Source organism: Pseudomonas sp. Tul2A7, from assembly GCF_054790505.1.
The window spans coordinates 197,198-220,553 of sequence record NZ_CP186499.1 but is presented as its reverse complement, the minus strand read 5'-3'; the positions used below and the strand labels follow the sequence as shown (position 1 = coordinate 220,553).

The following is a 23,356-nucleotide window of genomic DNA, read 5'->3' as shown; positions in this document are numbered from 1 at the left end:
GCAGAGCGTCCCGGGCTGCGTTCCCACGCAGAGCATGGGAACGATCAGCGGTCAGCAGTTAATCAAGCAGCGAAATCGCCGTTGGCGCATCGTTGCCGACCAGCGCCAGGTCTTCGAATTCGTTGACGGCGTTGATCTCGGTACCCATGGAGATGTTGGTCACACGCTCCAGAATGATCTCGACGATCACCGGCACCTTGAACTCTTCGATCATCTGTTCGGCCTTGCGCAGGGCAGGGGCGATTTCCGATGGTTCGAACACACGCAGGGCCTTACAGCCGAGGCCTTCAGCCACTGCGACGTGGTCAACACCGTAACCGTTGAGTTCCGGCGCGTTCAGGTTATCGAAGGACAGCTGCACGCAGTAGTCCATTTCGAACCCGCGCTGCGCCTGACGGATCAGACCCAGGTACGAGTTGTTCACCACGACGTGGATGTACGGCAGTTTGAACTGAGCGCCGACCGCCAGTTCTTCGATCATGAACTGGAAGTCATAGTCCCCCGACAGGGCCACGACTTTGCGGTTCGGATCGGCCTTCACCACGCCCAGCGCTGCCGGAATGGTCCAGCCCAACGGGCCGGCCTGGCCGCAGTTGATCCAGTGACGCGGCTTGTAGACGTGCAGGAACTGCGCGCCGGCAATCTGCGACAGACCAATGGTGCTGACGTAGCAGGTGTCCTTGCCGAACACTTGGTTCATTTCTTCGTAAACGCGCTGTGGTTTCACTGGCACGTTGTCGAAGTGGGTCTTGCGATGCAGGCTGGCTTTGCGCTGCTGGCAGTCTTGCAGCCAGGCACTGCGGTTCTTCAGCTTGCCGGCGGCTTGCCATTCACGCGCGACTTCGATGAACACGGTCAGTGCTGCAGCGGCGTCGGAAACGATGCCCAGATCCGGCGTGAACACACGGCCGATCTGCGTTCCTTCGATGTCGACGTGAATGAACTTGCGGCCTTCGGTGTAAACGTCAACCGAACCGGTGTGGCGGTTAGCCCAACGGTTACCGATCCCCAACACCACGTCGGATTTCAGCATGGTCGCGTTGCCGTAGCGGTGCGAAGTCTGCAGACCGACCATGCCCACCATCAACGGGTGATCATCCGGGATGGTGCCCCAGCCCATCAGGGTCGGGATAACCGGGATACCGGTCAGCTCAGCGAATTCAACCAGCAGATCGCTGGCGTCGGCGTTGATGATGCCGCCGCCGGCCACCAGCAATGGACGTTCAGCCTGATCGAGCAAAGCCAGAGCCTTTTCGACCTGCACGCGGGCAGCGGTCGGTTTGGCCAATGGCAGCGGCTGGTAAGCGTCAATGTCGAATTCGATCTCGGCCATCTGCACGTCGAACGGCAGATCGATCAGCACGGGGCCTGGACGGCCGGAGCGCATTTCAAAGAACGCTTTCTGGAACGCGTAAGGCACTTGGCCCGGCTCCAGAACAGTGGTCGCCCACTTGGTCACTGGCTTGACGATGCTGGTGATGTCGACAGCCTGGAAGTCTTCCTTGTGCATACGGGCGCGGGGTGCCTGGCCGGTAATGCAGAGGATTGGAATCGAGTCGGCCGAGGCGCTGTAGAGCCCGGTGACCATGTCGGTACCGGCAGGGCCGGAAGTGCCGATGCACACGCCGATGTTGCCGGCCTTGGTGCGGGTGTAGCCCTCGGCCATGTGCGAGGCGCCTTCAACGTGGCGAGCAAGGACGTGATCGATGCCACCGACCTTCTGCAAGGCGGAGTACAGCGGGTTGATGGCAGCGCCCGGGATGCCAAAAGCGGTATCAACCCCTTCACGGCGCATCACCAGAACGGCGGCTTCGATTGCTCTCATTTTGCTCATGGTTTTGTGCCTCTTTACGTTTTGTAATTGTATACAAGTGGCTTTGCGCAGAGTGTATTCACGGCGGACGGCGCAGGTCAATCCATTTTCTCAAGCGCCTGTTTCATTCGTCGGAAGCCTGTCTGAGTGTGGCTTTTCGTCGCATGTAGCGCTTTTCGAGAATTATTGTATACAAAAAAATAACTCATTGTGTTCTATTTGTTGCATCGGGCTGCGGCAGAAAAGCGCAGTCCCACGACTTTCCCTATAACAAAATGAGGACGGCACCATGAGCGCTTTAACCTTGAAAGTCGCAGTCAACCTGGTCAACGAAGCCATCAATGCAGGGCGCGGCATCAACGCCGCGCCGCTGACCATCGCGGTACTCGATACCGGCGGCCACCTGATCACCCTGCAACGTGAAGATGGCGCCAGCCTGTTGCGCCCGAACATCGCCATCGGCAAGGCCTGGGGCGCCATTGCCCTGGGCAAAGGCTCGCGCCTGCTGGCACTCGACGCCCAACAACGCCCGGCGTTTATTGCCGCGCTGAACAGCATGGGTCAGGGCAGCGTCGTGCCGGCACCGGGTGGTGTGTTGATTCGGGATCAGGCGGGGAATGTGCTGGGTGCGATCGGGATCAGCGGGGATTTGTCGGATATTGATGAGCAGGTTGCGATTAAGGCGGTGGAGGCGTTGGAGTTGCGGGCGGATGCGGGGGTGGCTGCTTGATCTATAGCGTCTGATTAACCGCCTTCGCGAGCAGGCTCGCTCCCACATTGGATTTGTGCTCAGACACAAAATGTTTGAACACCCCAAGCCCCTTGTGGGAGCGAGCCTGCTCGCGAATACGATCTCAAAAACACATCTTGCTAAAAAACTGACACTTGCTCCCACATTCACAGAGCTAGCCTTTTCATGATCAGGACATGAAAAGGCGAAGGAATGCTGAATCTATCTGCTTCAAATCGTTTGCGCATTGGTCGTTACTCCGAACACAACCGCATCTACCTGCTGACAACCAATACGGCGGGAAGGCAGCCTGTTTTCAGCAACTTTGCACTGGGTCGATTGGTCGCCAGCCAATTTCACGTCGCAGAGGAAATGGGCATTGCCAGTACGTTGGCTTGGGTTGTCATGCCAGATCATTTTCATTGGCTGATTGAGTTGAAGCGCGGTTCGCTCGGAGAGTTGATGCAGCGTACAAAATCCCTCAGCACCAAAGCCGTGAATCTCTCGACGGGTCGACAGACCAGTCTTTGGCAATCAGGCTTTCATGATCGTGCATTGCGCAGAGAAGAAGATCTGGTGAAGTTGGCTCGGTATATCGTGGCTAATCCGTTGCGGGCTGGTTTGGTTAAGAAGCTTGGCGACTATCCGCTGTGGGATGCGATTTGGGTTTGAGCGTTATTCTGTGTTGCCGCCATTCGCGAGCAGGCTCGCTCCCACAGGGGATTTGTGAACACCACAGATCCAATGTGGGAGCGAGCCTGCTCGCGAAGCATTCACCGCGGTCTATCAGTCCGGCTCACAGCCTTTCAACACCAACCGGATAATCGTCTGTGCCGCCGCTTCATAATCCGCTTCGTCCAGCTTGTCCTTGCCGGTGACCGCAGAAATCTGCCAGTCAAAGTCGGCGTAGGTCTGGGTCGCGGCCCAGATGCTGAACATCAGGTGATTAGGGTCGATCGGGGCGATCTGGCCGCGGTCGATCCAGCTCTGGATGCAGTCGATGTTGTGCTTGGCCTGGCCGTTGAGCTGTTCGACCAGGTCGGCACTCAGGTGCGGGGCGCCGTGCATGATTTCGCTGGCGAATACTTTCGAGGCGAAGGGCAGGTCGCGGGAGATGCGGATCTTCGAGCGGATGTAGCCGCTCAGCACTTCGCTCGGTACGCCGTCCGGATTGAACGGGGTCGAGGCCTGCAAAATCGGCACGATGATGCTTTCCAATACCTCGCGGTAGAGGTTTTCCTTGGACTTGAAGTAGTAGTAGACGTTGGGCTTGGGCAATCCCGCCTTGGCGGCGATGTCGCTGGTTTTGGTCGCAGCGAAGCCCTTGTCGGCAAACTCCTCACTGGCGGCACGCAGGATCAGTTCTTTGTTGCGCTCGCGGATTGTGCTCATAAACCCGGTGGTTCCTTGCCTGTTCTGGCGGTTGCGCATGGTAGCACCGGCCTCGCGCAGCGCTCAAGAATGCCCCGCGTGGTCTAAGGTCGCGTTATGCTTCGCAACATTCATACATAAAAGGAAACAGGATTCATGGCAGGAAGCAGTTTGCTGGTGCTGGTCGACGATATTGCCACCGTGCTGGACGACGTGGCGTTGATGAGCAAAATGGCCGCCAAGAAGACTGCCGGCGTGCTCGGTGACGACCTGGCGCTCAACGCCCAGCAGGTCTCCGGCGTACGTGCCGAGCGGGAAATTCCCGTGGTCTGGGCTGTGGCCAAGGGCTCTTTCGTCAATAAACTGATTCTGGTGCCGTCGGCGCTGGCGATCAGCGCGTTCGTGCCGTGGCTGGTGACGCCGCTGTTGATGGTCGGCGGTGCCTATCTGTGCTTCGAAGGTTTCGAGAAGCTTGCGCACAAATTTCTGCACAGCAAGGCTGAAGACGAGGTCGAACATGCGCAACTGACTGAGGCGGTTGCTGATCCGGCGACCGATCTGGTGGCATTCGAGAAGGACAAGATCAAAGGCGCGATTCGCACTGACTTTATCCTTTCGGCAGAGATTATCGCGATCACTCTGGGCACCGTGGCGGATGCATCGCTGACTCAGCAAGTGATCGTGATGTCCGGTATCGCCATCGTCATGACTGTCGGCGTTTATGGATTGGTAGCGGGTATCGTCAAGCTCGACGATCTCGGTCTGTGGCTGACGCAGAAACCTGGGCAGGTTGCCAGGAAAGTCGGCAGCGCCATCCTCAGCGCCGCACCGTACATGATGAAAACCCTGTCGGTGGTCGGCACGGCGGCGATGTTCCTGGTCGGCGGCGGAATCCTCACCCACGGCGTGCCGGTGGTGCATCACTGGATCGAAGGCGTTGGTGCCGCTGCGGGTAGTGCCGGGTTTGCTGTGCCGATGTTGCTCAATGGCGTGGCGGGGATCATCGCTGGTGCGGTGGTGCTGGCGGTTGTTTCTGTCGTCGGCAAACTCTGGAAAGCGATCAAAGGCTGAACGCAATATCCCTGTGGGAGCGAGCCTGCTCGCGAAAGCGTCGAGTCAGTCACCTGTTTCGAGTCTGATGCACCGCATTCGCGAGCAGGCTCGCTCCCACACTGGATTCAGCTGATGCCATGAAAAAGGGCCATTCGACTCGCATCGAATGGCCCTTTTTTGTGCCTGCCGGAATTACTCGGCAATCTGCAGTTTGCGTGACTCGGTGTAGACGTAACGTACTTTCTCGTACTCAAACGGTGAGTTCAGTTGACCGTAGCGGAAACTGGTCTGGTAGCGTTTGTCGACCGCACGCAGGGCCCAGATCTCCGGGTGGTTGGAGCTGACTTCCGAGACGTTGAGGAAGTTGATCGCCGATTCGGTGGTGTAATCCACTGCCAGGCCTGCGGTATCGCGGATGTTCGACGGGCCGAAGATCGGCAGTACGAAGTAGGCGCCGCCCGGTACACCGTAGAAGCCCAGAGTCTGGCCGAAGTCTTCGCTCTGGCGTGGCAGGCCCATGGCGGTGGCCGGATCCCACAGGCCGGCAATGCCGATGGTGGTGTTGAGCAGCAGCCGCGCGGTGGTTTCCATCGAGCGCTGGCCCTTGAACTGCAACAGGCTGTTGACCAGGTTCGGCACGTCACCGAGGTTGTTGAAGAAGTTACTCACGCCCGTGCGCAAAAAGCTGGGTGTGATGTAACGGTAGCCATCGACCACCGGCAGGAACACCCATTGGTCGAAGCGATAGTTGAAGTGGTAAACCCGGCGGTTCCACGACTCCAGCGGGTCGTAGACGTTCAGCGCGTTGAGCGTCGAACGCTCGAACTCGCGCTGATCCAGCCCCGGGTTGAATTTGAGTTTGGACAGCGGCTCTTTGAAGCCGTCGCTGTCGACCACCACGGGCGCGTTGGCTTTACTGTTGTCGGCCTGGGCCACGCCTGCGCAGAGTAGCGCTGCAATCAGCAGGAGATGTTTAGCCACGGAAGAACTCCAGCATGGCGTCGCTGTTGACGCGGTAGTTAAGGTTGCCGCAATGGCCGCCCAGTGGATAAACAGTCAGGCGATCACCGAAGGTCTTGCGCAGGAAACCGAGGTCGCCCGGGCCGAGGATCACGTCGTCGGCGTTGTGCATCACGGCTATTTTCGGGCTGTCGTGCAGGTAATCCTTGAGCGCATACAGGCTCACCTGATCAATCAGTTGCAGCAGGCTGCCGCCGTCGGTGCGCGCACGCCACATCGGAATCACCTGTTCGGTCAGGTAGCAGTCGAAATCGCACTGCAGCGCACGCTTGAGGAACGGCGTGAGGCTGGTGCCTTCGGTTATCGGGAATTTCGGCGGTGTGATCAGGCCGCGACGATTGATCAGGTCCGAGGTAAAGGCAATATCGGCTGCCGAGAAGCGGAACGAAGTGCCGATCAGCATCGCCATCTGTTCGTTGGTCAGGTGTTGCTTGGACTGCTGGAAGTCATAGAGCAGCGCGTCATTGAGGTCGATGTAGCCTTTCTGCTGGAAGTAGCGGGTCAGCTTGGACAACACCAGCTCATAGAATGTGGTGCTGGTGTTGATGCCTTTGACTTCGGTCTGCACCAGCTTGTCGAGGTTGGTGATCGAGGTATAGAGGTTGACCGGTGGGTTGAGCAGCAGGACTTTCTTGAAGTTGAAGCTGCGACGGGTTTCATCCAGGTGCGCGACGAACGCGGCGTCGAGGGCGCCGAGGCTGTATCCGGTCAGGTAATACTCGGTGACTGGCAGCTTTGGATTCTGTGCACGAACGGCCTGCATCACCCGATACATGTCTTCAGCGTCTTCCTTGGTCACGCCCGGCGTGGCGAAGCGTGAAGCGGCGCTGATGAAGTCGAAGCTGGTCGGCGACGACAGCTGGACGACGTGGTAGCCGGCCTTGTAGTAGAGCTTTTTCAGGTACTCGTTGAGCGTGCTGTCATAGCGCGCACCCGTGCCGGCGATCAGGAAGATCAGCGGCGCCGGTTTGTCCTGTTCGGCGATGCGGTAGGTCAGCTTTTTCACCGGCCAGAAATTGTCCGGCAGGATGAACTCGCGCTCCGGACGCAGGGTGACGCTGCGGTCTGACTGATTGATGTCGTCGTCCAGCGGCAATTCCGGGCGCAAGTCCGGCGGGGTCGTGGCGATGGTCGCCTCGAACGGATTGGTCAGGGGATAGCCATAACTGGCGGCGTCGATATCCACCGCCAGTGCGGACGCACTCAAAATAAGGCCGCTGAACAGCGCGGCGAAGCGCAAGGAACGGAGCATGACTAGATCCCTTAGAGGAAGGTGCCGAATGAAGTTCGCAGGCTATGACCACCGGGTGTGCGCCAAAGTGCCATGCTGCGGCACCAAACAGGCAGAATTCGGAGTAATAGTAGCTGGACGATACACTTTGCACGGTGTGAATGAACAGTTAAGTGTTGTTAGCGCTTGCGTACGCATGACGGCAGATTAAGCTGGCCGCCGATTTCTAAAGATTGGAGTGCTTCATGTCCCGCCGCTTGCCCGTGATTGTGCTGCTCGTTCTGTTGCCGTTGTGGCTGGCCGCCAGTTATGGCGCGCGTTATGGCTTTATGGAAGACGGAAAGTGGGTCGGCATCTGCGTCGATGAGGCCAGCCGCTGGGAATGTCAGCTGCGTTCGAACCTTGGCTTGATGATTCACTTCAAGGTACTGGGCTGGACGGCACTGGGCGCGGCGCTGATCGGTTTTGTCTTGCCGGGGCGGGCAGGGTGGTGGCTGGCGGTGCTGGCGCTGGCGTTTGGGGCGCCGGCACTGGCGTTGTACAACACCACGCTGGCGGTGTTTGCGTTGGTGATTGCCGGGTTGCGGTTGGTCCGCGAGTCCCGTACTGCCTGATGGAAAAGATCGCAGCCTGCGGCAGCTCCTACATTGAGATGGCGTACACCTTGTAGGAGCTGCCGAAGGCTGCGATCTTTTGATCTTGCTTTTGATCAGTCCTTGCGAACACGCAGGCAGCGCCACAAAGCACCCACCATCAACACGCTGACCAAAGCCCAACCCCACGCCTGCTGATTCTGCAAACCTTCCTGATACAACTGCGGCGCAATCCCCGCGCCGACTATAAACGTCAGCAGGGCAATTTCCCGGCGCGGCACACTCACTGGGCGACACAGATAAACCAGCGCCGGCAGCACAAACGCCATGCTCGCAAAACTGCGATAACGCGGATCGAAGACCATCTCCAGCATCATCACCGCCGCAGCAAAAGCTGCCGCCGCAACCAGCCAGCCGGCGCGTCGCTCCAGCAGATTGAATGCCCGTTCACGCCAGCCAGTGCGAGCACTCAGCGTCAGCGCCGCATGCGCCAACACCAACAGGTTCAACGCGGTCAGCAAGCCGACCCACAGCCACTCACTGGTGAACCGCGTGGTCACCCGCGCCAGATCACCCCAGGCGCCAATCGAGCAAGCGGCGAGGGCGCCGAGCAATGGCAACACCAAAGCCGAGCGGGTGGTACGAACACGGCCACCAAGGATCAACGTGCCAAGAAAAATCAACCCGCCGACCGCCAGCCATTCCTTCCAGAACGGCACATTGGTCACCGGCCCGGCCAGCACACCCTTGTCCTGACGATCGGCATCGAACAGTCCCCAATACCCACCGACCGCGCCTTCACTGCCGCGCTTCCACGGCTGGTCAAACGCTTCGATGAGGTTGTAGTGCCAGCCTTGCTTCTCGGCCATTGCGACAAAACCACGAATGAATTTGGCCTCGTTGACCCGACTCGGCAGGGCGGTCTCGCGCTGGCGGCCTTCGCTCGGCCAGCCGGTTTCGCCGATCATCACGTCTTTCGGTGCGAACTTATTGCCGAACACTTGGCGCACATCCGCGACATGTTGCAGGGCAACGTCGATGTTTGACGGATCATCTTCCCAGTACGGCAGCAAATGGATGGTCAGGAAATCCACCGCTGGCGCGATTTCCGGATGCTTGAGCCAGAACTCCCAGACATCGGCGTAGGTGACCGGTTGCTTGACCTGGCTCTTGACCTTGTTGATCAACCGGACCAGTTGCGTACCAGTGACTTCCTTGCGCAGCAAGGCTTCGTTGCCGACGATCACCGCGCTGACCACGTCCGGGTTGGCGTTGGCCGAGGCTATCAGCAGGTCGACTTCTTTCTCGGTGTCCACCGGGTTGCTGTTGACCCAGGCGCCGATCATCAATTTCAGGCCATGTTTGCGCGCCAGATCCGGCAACGCCTCCAGACCCGTCATTGAATAGGTGCGAATACATTCAAAGCGTGTTGCCAGCAACGCGAGGTCAGCGTCCATGCGTTCCGGGCGCAGCTTGAACGGCACGTCGAACGGCGACTGATCTTTATCGAACGGGGTGTAGGAGGCGCATTGCAACTTGTGCGTCGGAGTCGCTGCGTCCGGCAGAATTACCGGTTGGCCAAGGCCATACCAGAAGCCGGCGAGGGCAAACAGCCCAAGCAGGCAGGCGAAGAGGTAAGGCAGAAGGGGAAAGCGGGAAGTCGCGGACATGGTCAGGCCGAGTGGCTGCAAAGCGACGCATGTTACCTGCATTTATAGAGGGTTGGTGGCCCGCATGATTTTGCCATGCAAAGTTCGGGCGGATTATTTGGCGTCATTTATATAGTCGCGATTAATGGCCTTGTGATGTCGTTTCTCATTGTCTTGAGGTCGCTGGCAGAGCAGGTCGCGAGCGTCGTCAGGTTGATGATCGAAGCGTCAGCACTCCACTGATGTTCCAGCGAGTTTGCGGTCAGGCGTGATGGGGGCGCTGTGCACCATAACAATACGTTGACGTCGCCCGCCATCCGTCGGGCGCAGCATTTCGGGGAAGTAACGATGAAGATGCGACGACTTTTAGGCGCAGGTGCCGCTCTGGCGCTGGCGATGAGTGCGACACTGGCCAGTGCGGAAACCAAGACCCTGAACATCGGTTACGTTGATGGCTGGTCCGACAGCGTGGCGACCACCCACGTGGCGGCCGAAGTGATCAAGCAGAAACTCGGCTATGACGTAAAACTGCAAGCCGTCGCCACCGGGATCATGTGGCAGGGTGTTGCCACCGGCAAGCTCGACGCCATGCTCTCGGCCTGGCTGCCAGTGACCCACGGCGAATACTGGACAAAGAACAAGGATCAGGTCGTCGATTACGGCCCGAACTTCAAGGATGCGAAAATCGGCCTGATCGTACCCGAGTATGTGAAAGCCAAGTCGATCGAAGACCTGAAAACCGATGACACCTTCAAAAATCGCATCGTCGGTATCGACGCCGGTTCAGGCGTCATGCTCAAAACCGATCAGGCGATCAAGGATTACGGCCTCGATAAATACAGCCTCAAGGCCAGTTCCGGCGCCGGCATGATCGCCGAGCTGACCCGTGCCGAGAAGAAAAACGAATCCATCGCGGTCACCGGTTGGGTGCCGCACTGGATGTTCGCCAAGTGGAAACTGCGCTTCCTCGACGATCCGAAAGGTGTGTATGGCGCAGCTGAAACCGTGAACAGCATCGGCAGCAAAGAACTCGCGACCAAAGCACCGGAAGTGGCCAAGTTCCTGAAGAACTTCCAGTGGGCGTCGAAAGACGAAATCGGCGAAGTCATGCTGGCGATTCAGGACGGCGCCAAGCCTGACGCAGCAGCGAAAGATTGGGTAGCCAAGCACCCGGATCGCGTGGCTGACTGGACCAAATAAAAGCAACACCGCCTAACCCTGTGGGAGCGAGCCTGCTCGCGAATGCGTTCTGTCAGTTGATAAAAATATCGACTGAACCGACGCCTTCGCGAGCAGGCTCGCTCCCACAGTTGTTTTGTGGCGTACCGGAAATTGGCAAAAGTGTCATGGCGTTCTACTACTAAGGTCGTCTGTTACCGCGCTCGCAGCCGCATACATTAGCTATGTTCCAACAATAATCTGTGCTGCGAGGATAAAAACAATGAACGACAGCATTTACCTCTCGATTCAAAACAGTCCCCGATTCAAGGAGCTGGTGCGAAAAAGGGAAAAGTTCGCCTGGATACTCTCGGCGATCATGCTCGGGCTTTACTCTGGCTTCATTCTTCTGATCGCTTACGGGCCGCATATCCTGGGCGCGAAACTCAGTCCTGAGTCCTCGATTACCTGGGGCATCCCGATCGGTGTCGGACTGATTCTCTCAGCCTTCATTCTCACCGCTATCTACGTGCGCCGCGCCAATGGCGAGTTCGACGACCTGAACAATGCGATTCTCAAGGAGGCTCAGCAATGATCCGGCGTCTACTGGCTCTATTGAGTGTTGCGGCTTTCGCGCCGAGTGTCTGGGCGGCGGATGCATTGACGGGTGAGGTGGCCAAACAGCCGCTGAACATTCCGGCGATCCTGATGTTCGTCGCGTTTGTTGGCGCGACGTTGTACATCACCTACTGGGCCTCGAAGAAAAACAATTCGGCGGCCGACTACTATGCGGCGGGCGGCAAGATCACCGGTTTCCAGAACGGTCTGGCGATTGCCGGTGACTACATGTCGGCGGCGTCCTTCCTGGGGATTTCCGCGCTGGTGTTCACCTCCGGCTACGATGGCCTGATCTACTCGATCGGCTTCCTGGTGGGCTGGCCGATCATTCTGTTCCTGATCGCCGAGCGTCTGCGTAACCTGGGTAAATACACCTTTGCCGACGTGGCGTCCTACCGCCTCGGGCAAACCCAGATTCGCACCCTGTCGGCCTGCGGTTCGCTGGTGGTGGTGGCGTTCTACCTGATCGCGCAAATGGTCGGTGCCGGCAAGCTGATCCAGCTGTTGTTCGGTCTGGACTATCACGTCGCGGTGATTCTGGTCGGTGTGCTGATGTGCATGTACGTGCTGTTCGGCGGCATGCTGGCGACCACCTGGGTTCAGATCATCAAGGCTGTGCTGTTGCTGTCCGGTGCCTCGTTCATGGCGCTGATGGTGATGAAGCACGTAGGCTTCGACTTCAACACGCTGTTCTCCGAAGCGATCAAGGTTCACGCCAAGGGCGAAGCGATCATGAGCCCGGGCGGTCTGGTCAAGGACCCGATTTCGGCCTTCTCGCTGGGTCTGGCGCTGATGTTCGGTACGGCTGGCTTGCCACACATTCTGATGCGCTTCTTCACCGTGAGTGACGCAAAAGAAGCTCGCAAGAGCGTGCTCTACGCAACTGGTTTTATCGGCTACTTCTACATCCTGACCTTCATCATCGGCTTCGGCGCGATCCTGCTGGTCAGCACTAACCCGGCCTTCAAAGATGCGGCTGGCGCGCTGTTGGGCGGCAATAACATGGCGGCGGTGCATTTGGCCAACGCGGTCGGTGGCAGTATCTTCCTCGGCTTTATCTCGGCGGTGGCATTCGCGACCATTCTGGCGGTTGTTGCCGGTTTGACTCTGGCGGGTGCTTCGGCGGTTTCTCACGACCTGTATGCGAGTGTGATCAAGAAGGGCAAGGCGAACGAGAAGGACGAGATTCGTGTCTCGAAGATCACCACCATTGCCTTGGCGGTGTTGGCGATTGGTTTGGGTATCCTGTTCGAAAGCCAGAACATTGCGTTCATGGTGGGCCTGGCGTTCTCGATCGCGGCGAGCTGTAACTTCCCGGTGCTGCTGCTTTCGATGTACTGGAAGAAGCTGACTACTCGTGGGGCGATGATTGGCGGCTGGCTGGGTCTGGTGAGTGCGGTTGGCTTGATGATCCTTGGCCCGACCATCTGGGTGCAGATTCTGCATCACGAGAAGGCGATCTTCCCTTACGAGTATCCGGCGTTGTTCTCGATGATCATTGCTTTTGTCGGGATCTGGTTCTTCTCGATTACTGACAAGTCGGCGGCTGCGGATAAAGAGCGGGCGCTGTTCTTCCCGCAGTTTGTGCGTTCGCAGACCGGGTTGGGGGCGAGTGGGGCGGTTTCGCATTGATCGCTTGATGCTTGTTTGAGTGTTTTGCTGAATGCCCCGGTTGAGAGATCGGGGCATTTTTTGTGGGCGGTTATCGGGCAGGCCGTGTTTTTTTGTGGATCGTGTACATATCCGTTGCTGCGGTTAGGGCTGCTTAGGGTTCCGCCCTTACGGCGGGTCACTTTTTTCAAACGCGGTACGTGTCAAGGTACCTGTCGCCTTGGTGTTACGGTTGCTAGTCCATTGCGTCCTTAATTTCAGGACGCTCAGGATTTAAATAAACGGCATCTGCCAGCTCCCACGCCCGGATCAATCCCTCCACTCAGCCTTCCGACGTCGCCTTACAGATCAAAAGCCGCAGCCGTGCTAACGCTCATCCTGTTGAGTGGTGAAGGGCGCAGCGTGGTCGGCTTTGGATTTGTGGTGGATTCGCCCCTCACCCCAGCCCTCTCCCGAGGGAGAGGGAGCCGATGGTGGGCCTTTCAGAATCTGAGTTCGACTCGGTATCCCAAGTCGGCGTATCTCTTCCAGTCCACGCGGTCAGTCCCCTCTCCCTCTGGGAGAGGGCTAGGGTGAGGGGCTTTTGATCTGATTCAGAGTCTGAGTTCGACTTGGTATCCCAAGTCGGCGTATCTCTTCCAGTCCACGCGGTCAGTCCCCTCTCCCTCTGGGAGAGGGCTAGGGTGAGGGGCTTTTGATCTGATTCAGAATCTGAGTTCGACTCGGTATCCCAAGTCGGCGTATCTCTTCCAGTCCACGCGGTCAGTCCCCTCTCCCTCTGGGAGAGGGCTAGGGTGAGGGGCTCTTGATCTGGCTTGTGATCTTGCTTGGCTTTGGCTTTTGATCTTTTGCCCCATCGGCAGGCCGAGCGTAGGTGTTCATCCGGGGGTAGGCGCGCAGCGCCGTGCGGCGCAGCCGCATTCATCGAGAGGAGGTGCAGCGAAGCAAACCGTAGGCGATGCCCCCGGATGGACACCGTAGCGAGGGAACACTGAGCCTCAGCGAAGTGCCGTACGCCAGGGGCAAAGCCTTTTGCTTACTTTTCGGCGTCTGGAAAAGTGAGTCGCTGTAAGAGCGAAACCGCCAGCGGCAGCACCCGCAGCAACGGATATGCCCCCAATCCCCAATCCCAAACAAACAAAAACGGCCCCTATATAAATAGAGGCCGTTCCCGGTACAACTTAAGACGTTATCGCAAGACAGGTCTTATTTACGGTCTTCCAGCTTGGAAATATCACGCGACTCGTAACCAGTGTACAACTGGCGCGGACGGCCAATCTTGTACGGGCTGGAGAGCATCTCTTTCCAGTGCGAAATCCAGCCAACAGTACGTGCCAGCGCGAAAATCACGGTGAACATGCTGGTCGGAATGCCGATCGCCTTGAGGATGATCCCCGAGTAGAAGTCGACGTTCGGGTACAGCGAGCGTTCGATGAAGTACGGGTCGGTCAGCGCGATCTCTTCCAGGCGCATGGCCAGTTCGAGTTGCGGATCGTTGTTGATGCCCAGTTCCTTCAGTACTTCGTCGCAGGTCTGCTTCATTACAGTCGCGCGAGGGTCGCGGTTCTTGTAAACGCGATGACCGAAGCCCATCAGTTTGAACGGATCGTTCTTGTCCTTGGCCTTGGCGATGAACTTGTCGATGTTCGACACATCGCCAATCTCGTCAAGCATGGTCAGCACGGCTTCGTTCGCACCGCCGTGGGCAGGGCCCCACAGTGCGGCGATACCGGCGGCGATACAGGCGAACGGGTTGGCACCCGAAGAACCGGCCAGACGCACAGTAGAAGTCGATGCGTTCTGCTCGTGGTCGGCGTGGAGGATGAAAATCCGGTCCATGGCCTTGGCGAGCACCGGGCTGATCGGTTTGATCTCGCACGGGGTGTTGAACATCATGTGCAGGAAGTTTTCCGCGTACGTCAGATCGTTGCGCGGGTACATCATGGGTTGGCCCATGGAGTACTTGTAAACCATCGCCGCCAGGGTCGGCATCTTGGCAACCAGACGGATCGCGGAGATTTCGCGATGCTGCGGGTTATTGATGTCGAGGGAGTCGTGGTAGAAGGCCGAGAGGGCGCCGACTACACCGCACATGACGGCCATCGGGTGGGCGTCGCGACGGAAGCCGTTGAAGAAGGTTTTCAGCTGCTCGTGAACCATGGTGTGGTTTTTCACGGTGCTGACGAACTGGGCCTTCTGTTCTGCGGTCGGCAGTTCGCCGTTGAGCAGCAGATAGCAGGTTTCCAGGTAGTCCGACTTTTCAGCCAGCTGTTCGATCGGGTAGCCGCGGTGCAACAGAATGCCGTTGTCGCCGTCGATATAGGTGATCTTCGACTCGCACGAGGCGGTCGACATGAAACCAGGGTCGAAAGTGAAGCGGCCCGTGGCCGTCAGGCCCCGAACATCGATTACATCGGGACCAACGGTGCCGGTTAAAATGGGCAGCTCGACGGGGGCTGCGCCCTCGATGATCAACTGCGCTTTTTTGTCAGCCATGTGGCCTCCTATTTATGCTTGAACCATCAGACAGACCCCCCACGCAGGGCCCGCACCACTATAGTGAGATAAATTCGAATGTCAATTTGCCTAAAGTCTTGCTCCAGAAGGCTTTAAGCGCACTTTTTCCTCGAAATTGACTGCCATTTACGCCTTTTATACGACTTGTGCAATCAGCTATTTGGGGTAGGTGATTGCGTTGTCATTAGTAACCTAACTGTCTATACTCGGCCACCGACCGCCAAGGGCTTTTGGGCCTGCTTTATTGGGGGTCGCATCCCTGGGTGGTGGTTACCTGACCAGTGCACTCCCCAACAACTTTGCCCTGATTGTTAGGGGCTCTTCAGTGTGAAAAAAAAGCCGTGAAAAGCCAACGACCTGTAAACCTAGACCTAAGGACCATCAAACTCCCCATCACCGGCGTTACGTCGTTTCTTCACCGTGTTTCCGGCATCATCCTCTTCCTGGGTATCGGCTTCATGCTTTATGCATTGGGCAAGTCTCTGGGTTCCGAGGAAGGTTTTGCCGAAGTGAAGGCATGCTTGACCAGCCCGCTGGCCAAGTTCGTAGCATGGGGCCTCCTGTCCGCTCTGCTGTATCACCTGGTAGCCGGTGTGCGCCACTTGATCATGGACATGGGCATCGGTGAGACGCTGGAAGGCGGCCGCCTGGGCTCGAAAATCATCATCGCCATTTCCGTGGTGCTGATCGTTCTGGCAGGAGTTTGGATATGGTAACCAGCGTTACGAACCTTTCGCGTTCGGGCCTCTATGACTGGATGGCGCAACGTGTGTCTGCGGTTGTTCTCGCGGCTTATTTCATCTTCCTGATCGGATACCTTGCAGCGAATCCGGGCATTGGCTACGACCAGTGGCACGGCCTGTTCGCTCACAACGGGATGCGTATCTTCAGTCTGCTGGCCCTCGTTGCCCTTGGCGCTCACGCCTGGGTCGGCATGTGGACCATCGCGACCGACTACCTGACGCCAATGGCGCTGGGCAAGTCCGCGACCGCAGTACGTTTCCTTTTCCAGGCAGTTTGCGGCATCGCGATGTTCGCTTACTTCGTCTGGGGTGTGCAGATTCTCTGGGGTATCTGAGTCATGGCTAACATTCCAACGATTTCTTTCGACGCCATCATTATTGGTGGTGGCGGTGCCGGCATGCGCGCTGCGCTGCAACTGGCGCAGGGCGGTCACAAGACTGCCGTGATCACCAAGGTTTTCCCGACCCGTTCGCACACTGTATCCGCTCAGGGCGGCATCACTTGCGCGATCGCGTCCGCTGACCCGAACGATGACTGGCGCTGGCACATGTACGATACCGTCAAGGGCTCCGACTACATCGGTGACCAGGACGCTATCGAATACATGTGTCAGGAAGGCCCGGCTGCCGTTTTCGAGCTGGACCACATGGGTCTGCCGTTCTCGCGTACCGAGCAAGGCCGTATCTACCAGCGTCCGTTCGGTGGTCAGTCCAAGGATTACGGTAAAGGCGGTCAGGCTGCACGTACTTGTGCCGCTTCCGACCGTACCGGCCACGCACTGCTGCACACCCTTTATCAGGGCAACCTGAAAGCCGGTACCACGTTCCTGAACGAGTACTACGCTGTCGACCTGGTGAAAAACCAGGAAGGCGAATTCGTCGGTGTGATCGCGATCTGCATCGAAACCGGCGAAACCACCTACATCCGCGCCAAGGCCACCGTACTGGCTACCGGCGGTGCAGGTCGTATCTACGCTTCCACCACCAACGCCCTGATCAACACCGGTGACGGCGTCGGCATGGCTCTGCGTGCTGGCGTACCGGTACAAGACATCGAGATGTGGCAGTTCCACCCGACCGGCATCGCCGGCGCCGGTGTACTGGTTACCGAAGGTTGCCGTGGTGAAGGTGGTTACCTGATCAACAAGCACGGCGAGCGTTTCATGGAGCGTTATGCTCCGAACGCCAAAGACCTTGCCGGTCGTGACGTGGTTGCTCGCTCGATGGTTAAAGAAATCATCGCCGGCAACGGTTGCGGTCCGAATGGCGACCACGTAATGCTCAAACTCGACCACTTGGGCGAGGAAGTGCTGCACAGCCGTCTGCCAGGCATCTGCGAACTGTCGAAGACTTTCGCTCACGTTGACCCGGTTGTTGCGCCGGTTCCGGTTGTTCCGACTTGCCACTATATGATGGGCGGCGTTGCCACCAACATTCACGGCCAGGCGATCACCCAGAACGCCGAAGGCGTGGACCAGATCATCCCAGGTCTGTTCGCAGTAGGTGAAGTGGCTTGCGTATCGGTGCACGGTGCCAACCGTCTGGGCGGCAACTCGCTGCTCGACCTGGTGGTATTCGGCCGCGCGGCTGGTCTGCACCTGGAAAAAGCGCTGACCGACGGCATCGAATACGACGACGCTACCGAAGCCGACATCGAAGCTGCCCTGTCGCGTCTGAACGCGCTGAACAGCCGTACTGATGGCGAAGATGTGGCAACCCTGCGTCGCGAGCTGCAAAGCTGCATGCAGAACTACTTCGGCGTGTTCCGTACCGGCGAATACATGCAGAAAGGTATCGCTCAGCTCGCTGACCTGCGTACCCGCATCGCCAACGTGAAGATCAACGATAAGTCGCAGGCGTTCAACACTGCCCGTATCGAAGCGCTGGAACTGCAAAACCTGCTGGAAGTGGCTGAAGCTACCGCCATCGCTGCCGAAGTCCGTAAAGAGTCGCGCGGTGCTCACGCCCGTGAAGACTTCGAAGATCGTGACGACGAAAACTGGCTGTGCCACACCCTGTACTTCCCGGGTGACAAGCGCGTCACCAAGCGTGCCGTGAACTTCTCGCCGAAGACTGTTCCGACTTTCGAACCTAAAGTCCGGACTTATTAAGGGTGACCGCCATGTTGAAAGTCAGTGTTTATCGCTACAACCCTGATCAGGACGCTGCGCCGTTCATGCAGGAATTCCAGGTCGATACCGGTGGTAAAGACCTGATGGTGCTGGACGTGCTGGCCCTGATCAAAGAGCAGGACGAGGGTTTCTCCTATCGTCGCTCTTGCCGTGAAGGTGTCTGCGGCTCCGACGGCATGAACATCAACGGCAAGAACGGTCTGGCGTGCATCACGCCGCTGTCCGCCGTTGTAAAAGGTAACAAGCTGATCGTTCGTCCGCTGCCAGGTTTGCCGGTTATCCGTGACCTGGTCGTCGATATGAGCATCTTCTACAAGCAATACGAGAAGGTGAAGCCTTACCTGCAGAATGACACGCCGGCTCCGGCCATCGAGCGTCTGCAGTCACCAGAAGAGCGTGAAAAGCTCGACGGTCTGTACGAGTGCATCCTGTGCGCTTGCTGCTCGACCTCTTGCCCGTCCTTCTGGTGGAACCCGGACAAGTTCCTGGGTCCAGCTGCGCTGCTGCAAGCTTATCGCTTCCTGGCAGACAGCCGTGATACCAAGACCAACGAGCGTCTGGCTTCACTCGATGACCCGTTCAGCGTCTTCCGCTGCCGGGGCATCATGAACTGCGTCAACGTATGTCCGAAAGGCCTGAACCCGACTAAGGCCATCGGTCACATCCGTAACATGCTGCTTTCGAGCGGCGTGTGATTCAGCTGCTGTAACCGCTGCACCGTAGAGGCTGTGGCGCGGGCTTCAACCCGCGTCATGGCTATAACCAGAGCAGTAGCCACAAGCTGCCGCTCTTATTTTGAAGAAATGAGACAAGCAGGGGCATCCGGGCTGGTACCCGGACTATCAGTGTGATCCTAAGTGGCTTGTTTTAGTCGCTGCATTCGGACTTCTGCAAGTTTGCTCGGTGTCGACATCGATGGTGTTCCCCTAACCGAGGGTGACCAAGCATGCAAGAAAGCGTGATGCAGCGCATGTGGAACAGCGCCTACCTTTCAGGTGGAAACGCTGCCTATGTGGAAGAGCTTTATGAGCTCTACCTGCACGACCCTAACGCTGTGCCAGAAGAGTGGCGCACCTACTTTCAGAAGTTGCCTGCCGACGGCAACTCTGCCACTGATGTTTCGCACTCGACAATTCGCGATCATTTCGTGCTGCTGGCAAAGAACCAGCGCCGCGCTCAACCGGTTTCCGCCGGCAGCGTGAGCAGTGAGCACGAGAAGAAGCAAGTTGAAGTGCTGCGATTGATCCAGGCCTACCGTATGCGTGGCCACCAGGCAGCCCAGCTTGACCCGCTGGGGCTGTGGCAGCGTCCTGCACCTGCAGACCTGTCGATCAATCATTACGGCTTGACCAATGCCGATCTTGATACGACCTTCCGTGCCGGCGACCTGTTCATCGGCAAAGAGGAAGCGAGCCTACGCGAAATTCACGAAGCGTTGCAGCAGACATATTGCCGCACCATCGGCGCTGAATTTACGCACATCACCGATTCCGAGCAGCGCCAGTGGTTCCAGCAGCGTCTGGAAAGCGTGCGTGGTCGTCCGACGTACTCCGCCGACATCAAGAGCCACCTGCTTGAGCGCGTGACTGCCGGTGAAGGCCTGGAAAAATACCTGGGCACCAAATACCCGGGCACCAAGCGTTTCGGTCTGGAAGGCGGCGAAAGCCTGATTCCGATGCTCGACGAACTGATCCAGCGTTCCGGTTCCTACGGCACCAAGGAAGTCGTCATCGGCATGGCCCACCGTGGCCGTCTGAACGTGCTGGTCAACACCTTCGGCAAGAACCCGCGCGAGCTCTTCGACGAGTTCGAAGGCAAGAAGAAGGTCGAGCTGGGTTCCGGTGACGTTAAGTATCACCAGGGCTTCTCGTCCAACGTGATGACCGCCGGCGGTGAAGTTCACCTGGCCATGGCGTTCAACCCGTCTCACCTGGAAATCGTTTCCCCGGTGGTCGAAGGTTCGGTGCGCGCCCGTCAGGATCGTCGTAATGACGCCACTGGCGAGAAGGTTCTGCCGATCTCCATCCACGGTGACGCTGCATTCGCAGGTCAGGGCGTGGTCATGGAAACCTTCCAGATGTCGCAGACCCGCGGTTTCAAGACCGGCGGTACCGTGCACATCGTGATCAACAACCAGGTTGGTTTCACCATCAGCAACCCGCTGGACTCGCGTTCCACCGAGTACGCCACCGACGTTGCCAAGATGATTCAGGCGCCGATCCTCCATGTGAATGGTGATGATCCGGAAGCCGTGTTGTTCGTGACCCAGCTGGCCATCGACTACCGCATGCAGTTCAAGCGTGACGTGGTGATCGACCTGGTCTGCTACCGTCGTCGCGGCCACAACGAGGCCGACGAGCCAAGCGGCACTCAGCCTCTGATGTATCAGCAGATCACCAAACAGCGCACTACCCGTGAGCTGTACGCTGATCGTCTGACCCAGGGCGGTGTTCTTGATGCAGAGCGTGTTCAGGCGAAAGTCGACGAATACCGCAACGCGCTGGACAACGGTCTGCACGTCGTGAAATCGCTGGTCAAAGAGCCGAACAAAGAGCTGTTCGTGGACTGGCGTCCGTATCTGGGCCACGCCTGGACTGCGCGTCACGACACCCGCTTTGATCTGAAGACCCTGCAAGAACTGTCCGCCAAGCTGCTGGAAATTCCGGAAGGCTTCGTGGTTCAGCGTCAGGTTTCGAAGATCTACGAAGACCGTCAGAAAATGCAAGCCGGCGGCCTGCCGATCAACTGGGGTTACGCCGAAACCATGGCGTACGCGACCCTGGCGTTCGAAGGTCACCCGATCCGCATGACCGGTCAGGACATCGGCCGCGGTACGTTCTCGCACCGTCACGCTGTGTTGCACAACCAGAAAGACGCAGGCACCTACATTCCTCTGCAGCACCTGTACGACGGTCAGCCACGCTTTGACCTGTACGACTCGTTCCTGTCGGAAGAAGCGGTACTGGCGTTTGAATACGGTTACTCGACCACCACGCCGGATGCGTTGGTGATCTGGGAAGCCCAGTTCGGCGACTTCGCCAACGGTGCACAGGTTGTTATCGACCAGTTCATCACCAGCGGCGAGCACAAGTGGGGCCGTCTCTGCGGTCTGACCATGTTGCTGCCACACGGTTATGAAGGTCAGGGCCCTGAGCACAGCTCGGCACGTCTTGAGCGTTACCTGCAATTGTGCGCCGAGCACAACATTCAGGTCGCCGTCCCGACCACGCCAGCACAGATCTACCACTTGCTGCGTCGTCAGGTGATTCGTCCGCTGCGCAAGCCGCTGATCGTGCTGACTCCGAAGTCGCTGCTGCGCCACAAACTGGCTATCTCGACCCTGGAAGATCTGGCCGAAGGTTCGTTCCAGACCGTGATCCCGGAAATCGATGCACTGGACCCGAAAAAGGTCGAGCGCGTTGTTCTGTGTAGCGGCAAGGTCTACTACGACCTGCTGGAAAAACGCCGTGCCGAAGGCCGTGAAGATATCGCCATCGTGCGTATCGAGCAGCTGTATCCATTCCCTGAGGACGACTTGAAAGAAGTCCTGGCTCCATACACCAACGTCAAGAATGCCGTTTGGTGTCAGGAAGAGCCGATGAACCAGGGCGCCTGGTACTGCAGCCAGCACCACTTGCGTCGCAGCATCGGGAACCTCGACAAGTCTCTCGTACTTGAGTACGCGGGCCGTGAGGCTTCTGCTGCCCCAGCTTGTGGTTACGCATCGATGCACGCCGAGCAGCAGGAAAAACTCCTGCAAGACGCGTTTACCATTTAACGCCTTCGCGCACCTGAAACCGAATTTAAGGAACCACAGATAATGGCTATCGAGATCAAAGCCCCCACTTTCCCGGAATCGGTTGCCGATGGCACCGTTGCCACCTGGCACAAACAACCGGGCGACGCCGTCAAGCGCGACGAACTGATCGTCGACATCGAAACCGACAAAGTCGTACTGGAAGTTCTGGCTACCGCTGATGGCGTGCTGGGCGCAATCGTCAAGGGCGAGGGCGAGACCGTCCTGTCCGACGAAGTGCTGGGCTCCATCGTTGAAGGTGGCGCTGCTGCCGCTGCCCCAGCCGCCGCTGCTGCTCCGGCCGCTGCCGCTGCTCCAGCTGCTGCCGACGGCGAAGACGATCCTGTTGCTGCTCCTGCTGCGCGCAAGCTGGCTGAAGAAAACGGCATCAACATCGCTTCCGTTGCCGGCACCGGCAAGGGCGGTCGTGTGACCAAGGAAGACGTGGTGGCTGCTGTTGCTGCCAAGAAAGCCGCTCCGGCTGCCGCGCCTGCCAAGGCTGCTGCTCCTTCGGCTGCTGCTCCTGTGTTCGCCGCTGGCGACCGCATCGAGAAGCGCGTACCGATGACCCGCGTGCGTGCCACCGTGGCCAAGCGTCTGGTTGAAGCGCAGTCGAACATGGCAATGCTGACCACTTTCAACGAAGTCGACATGACTGAAGTCATGGCCCTGCGTTCGAAGTACAAGGACCTGTTCGAGAAGTCCCACAACGGCGTACGCCTGGGCTTCATGTCGTTCTTCGTGAAAGCGGCCACCGAAGCGCTGAAACGCTTCCCGGCTGTCAACGCGTCGATCGACGGCGGCGACATCGTTTACCACGGTTACGCGGACATCGGCGTTGCCGTTTCCAGCGACCGTGGCCTGGTTGTTCCGGTTCTGCGTAACGCCGAGCTGATGAGCCTGGCTGAAATCGAAGGCGGCATCGCAACATTCGGCAAAAAAGCCCGTGACGGCAAACTGTCGATGGACGAGATGACCGGTGGTACCTTCACCATCACCAACGGTGGTACCTTCGGTTCGATGATGTCGACCCCGATCGTCAACCCGCCGCAGGCAGCGATTCTGGGCATGCACAACATCATCCAGCGTCCTATGGCCATCAACGGTCAGGTCGTTATCCGTCCGATGATGTACCTGGCACTGTCCTACGATCACCGTCTGATCGATGGCAAAGAAGCTGTGACCTTCCTGGTGACCATCAAGAACCTGCTGGAAGATCCGGCTCGTCTGTTGCTGGATATCTGATAGAAGCAGTCGCGGGCTACAAGTTTCAAGCTGCAGGAAAGGGCAGCTTGGCTTGGAGCGCGCGGCTTGAAGCTTT

The 23,356-nt window shown here is 58.2% G+C and carries 19 protein-coding genes; 13 read left to right on the top strand and 6 right to left on the bottom strand.

Annotation, left to right across the window (positions count from 1 at the left end):
• Positions 1 to 58 precede the first annotated feature (58 nt).
• Complete coding sequence (gene gcl / locus ACOYXJ_RS01080; RefSeq protein ID WP_460367465.1) at positions 59 to 1,834, bottom strand: glyoxylate carboligase; 1,776 nt, start codon at positions 1,832 to 1,834, stop codon at positions 59 to 61.
• Between the two features lie 268 nt (positions 1,835 to 2,102).
• On the opposite strand from gcl, the gene ACOYXJ_RS01075 reads away from it, so the two are divergent.
• On the top strand, positions 2,103 to 2,543 hold the full coding sequence (locus ACOYXJ_RS01075; protein WP_038363926.1) for a GlcG/HbpS family heme-binding protein: 441 nt from the start codon (positions 2,103 to 2,105) through the stop codon (positions 2,541 to 2,543).
• Positions 2,544 to 2,756: 213 nt separating this feature from the next.
• Complete coding sequence (locus ACOYXJ_RS01070; RefSeq protein ID WP_150794398.1) at positions 2,757 to 3,215, top strand: REP-associated tyrosine transposase; 459 nt, start codon at positions 2,757 to 2,759, stop codon at positions 3,213 to 3,215.
• A 114-nt stretch (positions 3,216 to 3,329) separates the two neighbouring features.
• Here ACOYXJ_RS01070 and ACOYXJ_RS01065 read toward each other — a convergent pair whose 3' ends face one another.
• Positions 3,330 to 3,935, bottom strand: a complete 606-nt coding sequence (locus ACOYXJ_RS01065; protein WP_007919931.1) for a TetR/AcrR family transcriptional regulator — start codon at positions 3,933 to 3,935, stop codon at positions 3,330 to 3,332.
• Between the two features lie 135 nt (positions 3,936 to 4,070).
• Between ACOYXJ_RS01065 and ACOYXJ_RS01060 the strand changes: the two genes are divergently transcribed.
• Positions 4,071 to 4,985, top strand: coding sequence for a DUF808 domain-containing protein (locus ACOYXJ_RS01060; RefSeq protein ID WP_460367462.1), 915 nt, complete (start codon positions 4,071 to 4,073; stop codon positions 4,983 to 4,985).
• A gap of 174 nt (positions 4,986 to 5,159) precedes the next feature.
• Here ACOYXJ_RS01060 and ACOYXJ_RS01055 read toward each other — a convergent pair whose 3' ends face one another.
• Both ACOYXJ_RS01055 and ACOYXJ_RS01050 read right to left on the bottom strand, forming a co-directional pair.
• Positions 5,160 to 5,948, bottom strand: coding sequence for an MlaA family lipoprotein (locus ACOYXJ_RS01055; protein WP_095119931.1), 789 nt, complete (start codon positions 5,946 to 5,948; stop codon positions 5,160 to 5,162).
• Entirely contained in the window at positions 5,941 to 7,239 is a 1,299-nt protein-coding gene (locus ACOYXJ_RS01050) for a serine/threonine protein kinase (RefSeq protein ID WP_095119932.1), read from the bottom strand. Before ACOYXJ_RS01050 ends, ACOYXJ_RS01055 begins: the two co-directional genes overlap by 8 nt.
• 224 nt (positions 7,240 to 7,463) lie before the next feature.
• On the opposite strand from ACOYXJ_RS01050, the gene ACOYXJ_RS01045 reads away from it, so the two are divergent.
• A complete protein-coding gene (locus ACOYXJ_RS01045) occupies positions 7,464 to 7,832 on the top strand; it encodes a hypothetical protein (protein WP_460367460.1) in 369 nt (122 codons plus the stop codon).
• Between the two features lie 95 nt (positions 7,833 to 7,927).
• Here ACOYXJ_RS01045 and ACOYXJ_RS01040 read toward each other — a convergent pair whose 3' ends face one another.
• Positions 7,928 to 9,523 carry a glycoside hydrolase family 17 protein gene (locus tag ACOYXJ_RS01040; RefSeq protein ID WP_460367458.1) on the bottom strand — a complete coding sequence of 532 codons (1,596 nt, stop codon included), beginning with the start codon at positions 9,521 to 9,523 and terminating at the stop codon, positions 7,928 to 7,930.
• Positions 9,524 to 9,808: 285 nt separating this feature from the next.
• Here ACOYXJ_RS01040 and ACOYXJ_RS01035 point away from each other — a divergent pair, with 285 nt between their 5' ends.
• The 3 genes from ACOYXJ_RS01035 (at position 9,809) to ACOYXJ_RS01025 (ending at position 12,868) form a co-directional block, all read left to right on the top strand.
• Positions 9,809 to 10,660, top strand: coding sequence for a glycine betaine ABC transporter substrate-binding protein (locus ACOYXJ_RS01035; RefSeq protein WP_095119935.1), 852 nt, complete (start codon positions 9,809 to 9,811; stop codon positions 10,658 to 10,660).
• Positions 10,661 to 10,901: 241 nt separating this feature from the next.
• Positions 10,902 to 11,213, top strand: a complete 312-nt coding sequence (locus tag ACOYXJ_RS01030) for a DUF485 domain-containing protein (RefSeq protein ID WP_007919908.1) — start codon at positions 10,902 to 10,904, stop codon at positions 11,211 to 11,213.
• Positions 11,210 to 12,868 (top strand): cation acetate symporter, encoded by a 1,659-nt coding sequence (locus ACOYXJ_RS01025; protein ID WP_016987517.1) that lies wholly within the window; start codon positions 11,210 to 11,212, stop codon positions 12,866 to 12,868. The genes ACOYXJ_RS01030 and ACOYXJ_RS01025 overlap by 4 nt, the downstream gene beginning before the upstream one ends.
• Positions 12,869 to 14,053: 1,185 nt before the next feature.
• Here ACOYXJ_RS01025 and gltA read toward each other — a convergent pair.
• Positions 14,054 to 15,343, bottom strand: coding sequence for a citrate synthase (gene gltA, locus ACOYXJ_RS01020; protein ID WP_007919904.1), 1,290 nt, complete (start codon positions 15,341 to 15,343; stop codon positions 14,054 to 14,056).
• A 362-nt stretch (positions 15,344 to 15,705) separates the two neighbouring features.
• Between gltA and sdhC the strand changes: the two genes are divergently transcribed.
• The 6 genes from sdhC to odhB all read left to right on the top strand — a co-directional run bounded on the left by sdhC (position 15,706) and on the right by odhB (position 23,280).
• The gene (gene sdhC, locus ACOYXJ_RS01015; RefSeq protein WP_038363944.1) at positions 15,706 to 16,080 is read left to right on the top strand and encodes a succinate dehydrogenase, cytochrome b556 subunit; all 375 of its coding nucleotides are present in this window, start codon (positions 15,706 to 15,708) and stop codon (positions 16,078 to 16,080) included.
• Positions 16,074 to 16,442, top strand: a complete 369-nt coding sequence (gene sdhD, locus ACOYXJ_RS01010) for a succinate dehydrogenase, hydrophobic membrane anchor protein (protein ID WP_007919900.1) — start codon at positions 16,074 to 16,076, stop codon at positions 16,440 to 16,442. The genes sdhC and sdhD overlap by 7 nt, the downstream gene beginning before the upstream one ends.
• 3 nt (positions 16,443 to 16,445) lie before the next feature.
• A complete protein-coding gene (gene sdhA / locus ACOYXJ_RS01005; RefSeq protein WP_007919889.1) occupies positions 16,446 to 18,218 on the top strand; it encodes a succinate dehydrogenase flavoprotein subunit in 1,773 nt (590 codons plus the stop codon).
• A gap of 11 nt (positions 18,219 to 18,229) precedes the next feature.
• Positions 18,230 to 18,934: a succinate dehydrogenase iron-sulfur subunit gene (locus ACOYXJ_RS01000; protein ID WP_007919888.1), complete on the top strand. Its 705-nt coding sequence runs from the start codon at positions 18,230 to 18,232 to the stop codon at positions 18,932 to 18,934.
• A 251-nt stretch (positions 18,935 to 19,185) separates the two neighbouring features.
• Positions 19,186 to 22,017 carry a 2-oxoglutarate dehydrogenase E1 component gene (locus ACOYXJ_RS00995; RefSeq protein WP_093439917.1) on the top strand — a complete coding sequence of 944 codons (2,832 nt, stop codon included), beginning with the start codon at positions 19,186 to 19,188 and terminating at the stop codon, positions 22,015 to 22,017.
• 42 nt (positions 22,018 to 22,059) lie between these two features.
• Positions 22,060 to 23,280, top strand: coding sequence for a 2-oxoglutarate dehydrogenase complex dihydrolipoyllysine-residue succinyltransferase (gene odhB, locus ACOYXJ_RS00990; protein ID WP_460367453.1), 1,221 nt, complete (start codon positions 22,060 to 22,062; stop codon positions 23,278 to 23,280).
• Positions 23,281 to 23,356 lie beyond the last annotated feature (76 nt).